The 3,423-nt window shown below is 70.1% G+C and carries 5 protein-coding genes; all 5 read right to left on the bottom strand.

Annotated features, from left to right (window positions below; genetic code table 11):
- Positions 1-124 precede the first annotated feature (124 nt).
- The 5 genes from madM to ACEN88_RS27175 all read right to left on the bottom strand — a co-directional run bounded on the left by madM (position 125) and on the right by ACEN88_RS27175 (position 3,351).
- On the bottom strand, positions 125-889 hold the full coding sequence (gene madM / locus ACEN88_RS27195; protein ID WP_259452250.1) for a malonate transporter subunit MadM: 765 nt from the start codon (positions 887-889) through the stop codon (positions 125-127).
- Between the two features lie 11 nt (positions 890-900).
- Positions 901-1,302 carry a malonate transporter subunit MadL gene (gene madL / locus ACEN88_RS27190; RefSeq protein WP_413344677.1) on the bottom strand — a complete coding sequence of 134 codons (402 nt, stop codon included), beginning with the start codon at positions 1,300-1,302 and terminating at the stop codon, positions 901-903.
- A 74-nt stretch (positions 1,303-1,376) separates the two neighbouring features.
- Positions 1,377-2,198 carry a biotin-independent malonate decarboxylase subunit gamma gene (gene mdcE / locus ACEN88_RS27185; RefSeq protein WP_413344676.1) on the bottom strand — a complete coding sequence of 274 codons (822 nt, stop codon included), beginning with the start codon at positions 2,196-2,198 and terminating at the stop codon, positions 1,377-1,379.
- A complete protein-coding gene (locus ACEN88_RS27180; RefSeq protein ID WP_413344674.1) occupies positions 2,195-3,043 on the bottom strand; it encodes a biotin-independent malonate decarboxylase subunit beta in 849 nt (282 codons plus the stop codon). Before ACEN88_RS27180 ends, mdcE begins: the two co-directional genes overlap by 4 nt.
- Positions 3,040-3,351 (bottom strand): malonate decarboxylase subunit delta, encoded by a 312-nt coding sequence (locus ACEN88_RS27175; protein ID WP_413344672.1) that lies wholly within the window; start codon positions 3,349-3,351, stop codon positions 3,040-3,042. Before ACEN88_RS27175 ends, ACEN88_RS27180 begins: the two co-directional genes overlap by 4 nt.
- Positions 3,352-3,423: the final 72 nt, after the last annotated feature.

The raw sequence follows: 3,423 nt of genomic DNA, 5'->3' as shown, positions 1-3,423 counted from the left end.
CGTCGGGCCGGCGGACGAAGAGCAGGTCGTGCGGGACCATGTCAGCCCACCAGCGCGCGGCCTGGCACGCAACGAACGGTGCAAAGGCTACGTCGCCTCCCGCCGCTGGTCGTGCGGGACCATGTCAGCCCACCAGCGCGCGGGTCGCGAAGAACAGCAGCGACGGGCCGAGGAGGCAGCCGAGGCCCGTGTGGAACGTGGCGACCAGGGCGCCGTAGGGCACGAGCTTGCGGTCGGTGGCGGCGAGGCCGGCGGAGACGCCGCTGACCGTGCCGGCCAGCCCGCCGAACACCATTGCCGAGCGCGGCGTGGACAGGCGCAGGAAGCGTGCCGCCATCGGCGTGCCGACCATGACCATGATGGCTTTTACCAGGCCTGTCGCGATCGACAACGCCATGATTTCCGAGCTGGCACCGATCGCGGCACCGGTCACCGGGCCGACGATGTAGGTGACGGCGCCGGCGCCGATGGTCGTGATGCTGACGGCGTCGCGGTAGCCGAAGCCCCACGCCACGCTGGCGCCGACAATGAACGGCAGCACCGTGCCGAGGATCAGCGCGACGGCGCCCACGAGGCCCGCCTTTCTCGCTTCCACGACCTGCACTTCGAACGCGGTGGCGACGATGGCGAAGTCGCGCAGCATGGCGCCGCCCATCAGGCCGACGCCGGCGAACAGGGTGACGTCCGCGAGGCCTTTCTGGCCGCCGGTCTGGATGCCGCCCCAGTAGGCGAGGCCGAGGCCGATGAGGATGGCGATGGCGGAACCGTGCACGCGGCCGAACGTGAGGCGGCGCGACAGCTGCATCGACACGATCATCACGAGGCCCACGAGGGCGAAGGCCAGCACGAGGCCGTTGTGTTTCGCGGTCTTTTCCAGGAGTTCGAGCATGGTGGCCTCCGTCAGGCGTGTTGGGTGGCGACGCGGGCTTCCGCGTCGGCCTCGGGGACCGGGCGTTCGCCGCGGTTGATCAGCGAGACGCAGACCGCGCACACGAGGACCGAGGCGAAGGCGGCGAGCAGGGCGACGGGACCGCCGCGCAGTGCCGAGACGACGTTCTGCTGCGCGGCCATCGCGACGACGACCGGGATGTACATGGCGCCCCAGAAGCCGACGCCCATTTCGGTCTGCGCCGGCATCAGGCCGCGCTTGTGCAGCCACAGGCGGGCGCAGATCAGCAGGATCATGGCGATGCCCACCCCGCCGACATTGGTCTTGGCACCCAGCAGCGCCCCGAGCAAATCGCCCAGGAAGATGCCGAGCAGGTGGCAGATGGCCAGCAATGCGGTTCCGTAGATAATCATGTGTGTCTCCTCTTTGTCCAGAAAAAGGTGGACCGGCCGTAGGTATTGTTGTTGGCGGCCGGGTGCTGCGGGATCTAGTCGGCGGCCTCCCATTCCGATGCGAGCAGCGCGCGCACTGACTGCGACGCGCCCCGGTGTTGGCCATGCAGGCGGCAGGAGAGATCGCGCCGTGGATCCTCGAGTATGTCCGCCAGCGCCGCCTCCAGTGCGCCGTGGACGAGCGCGATGTCCTGCTCGTCCGGCAGCGCGAGATTCGTCAACTGCAGCACGTCGTGCAGGATGCCGAGCGACGCGAAGCTGCGGATGTCGTACGCCATCGGCGGCACGCTGGCCGCGAGCTTTTCCAGTGCCTCGACGGAGCGCAGGGTCACGCGCGCGGCCGACGCCTTGCCCATCGCGTGCACCGCGACGGCCGGGTCGTCCAGCGCGATCAGCCGGTTGGCCTGATAACCGTGCGCGAGGAAGGCACCGGACATCGCGAGCCCCACGATCAGCCCGATGACGGGGTGGCCGGCCTGGCGGGCATCCGCATACGCGGCCACCGCGCCGGCCAGCGCCTGGTGGATGCCGTACGCTTCTTCGCGCCGGCCGTAGGCCTGGCTCGGGACGTCGATGACGGCGACGATAGCGCGCTTTTCGGACGCGTCCCGGTCCAGGTCGATGACTTCGCGCACGGCCTGGGCGAGACGCCAGCCTTCGACGAGGCCCACTTCGCCGTTGCGGGCGCGCGGGAACGCGTTGTCGGCATCGGGCACGACGGCGATGTAGCGTGCGGGCCGGCCGGCCAGGATGGCGTCGCAGGCGTGCACGGTGGTCCAGTCGTGCGCCGGGTGGGCGCCGCCCGTCAGCAGGCGCAGCCACATGGCGCCGCGCGAAGCGTGGTTCGTATCCATCATTCGAGTCCTTTCGCATAGAGTTCACGGACGTCCTGCGCCGTGGCCTGTTTGTCCGTGTCGACCCGTTCGAGGCAGGCGAGGAAGTCGGCCGCACGGTCGCTGCGATGCACGGGCGGCACGCCGCGGGCGAAGAAATCGATCACCCTCGCGCGCACGGCGGCCGTGTCGTCGTCCACGCAGGCGTCGGCCAGGTGCGTCGCGGTGCGCTGCGCGCCGCCCGTCAGGCCCCAGATCAGCGCGCGCTGGCGTGAATCGAATTCGGCGACGCCCGCTTCCTGCTCGATGACCTGCGGGCCGTTCAGGCCCAGCCGCGCTTCCCTCGTCATCACGAAGTAGGAGCACAGGCCGGCCGCGATCGACATGCCGCCGTAGCAGCCCACCGTGCCCGCGCTGATGCCGATGACGGGACGGTGACGCCGCAGGGCGACGATGGCGGACTGGATCTCGGCGATGCCCGCGAGGCCCAGGTTCGCTTCCTGCAGGCGCACGCCGCCCGTCTCGAACACGATCACGGCCTGGGTCGGGATGCCCCGTTCGTTGTCGCGCAGCGCCAGTTCCAGCGCGCCGGCGATCTTGGCGGCGCCGATTTCTCCCATGCTGCCGCCCTGGAACGCGCCTTCGATCGCCAGCACGACGGTCGGCAGTCCAGCGAGCTTGCCCTTGGCCACGACAACGCCGTCGTCGGCCTGGGTGACGAGGTGCTGCATGGCGAGCCACGGCGAGTGCAGGCGTGCGAACGGCCCGGCCAGTTCGCGGAACGGACCCGGGTCGAGCAGCGCCTGCGCGCGGCTGCGGGCACCCCGTTCGATGAAGCTGTCGCGCTTCAACAGGTTGTCGATGCTCATGGCGTGCCTCCCTTGTTCGCGGCCTGTTCGTAAGCCTGCTCGATGCGCATGCGGACGACGCCCGGCGTCGCGCCGTTGTCGTTGATCTCGATGCGCGCGGCCGGCAGGTCGCCGGCGCCGAACACGCGCTCCAGCAGCGCCTTCCACGTGGCGCCGTAGCCGTCGACGGACGTCTGTACGGCGACAAGCGTGCGGCTGGCGGTTGCGGGCTCCAGCAGCACTTCCAGGTCGCCGGAGCTGACGACACCGCTGACGGTGCGCCCGAGCGCGGGCTGGCCAGCGGCGAATTCGTATTCCAGTCTCTCCATTCCTATTCTCCTCGTTCGATTCGGTCCAGCAGCAGCGCGGCCGCCAGCAGGTCGGCGGCGCCGCCGACCTGC

This window comes from Massilia sp. CT11-108 (assembly GCF_047302915.1).
GTDB lineage: Bacteria > Pseudomonadota > Gammaproteobacteria > Burkholderiales > Burkholderiaceae_D > Telluria > Telluria orientalis.
The sequence above is the reverse complement of the archived record's forward strand: the minus strand, read 5'-3'. Positions and strand labels throughout refer to the sequence as shown.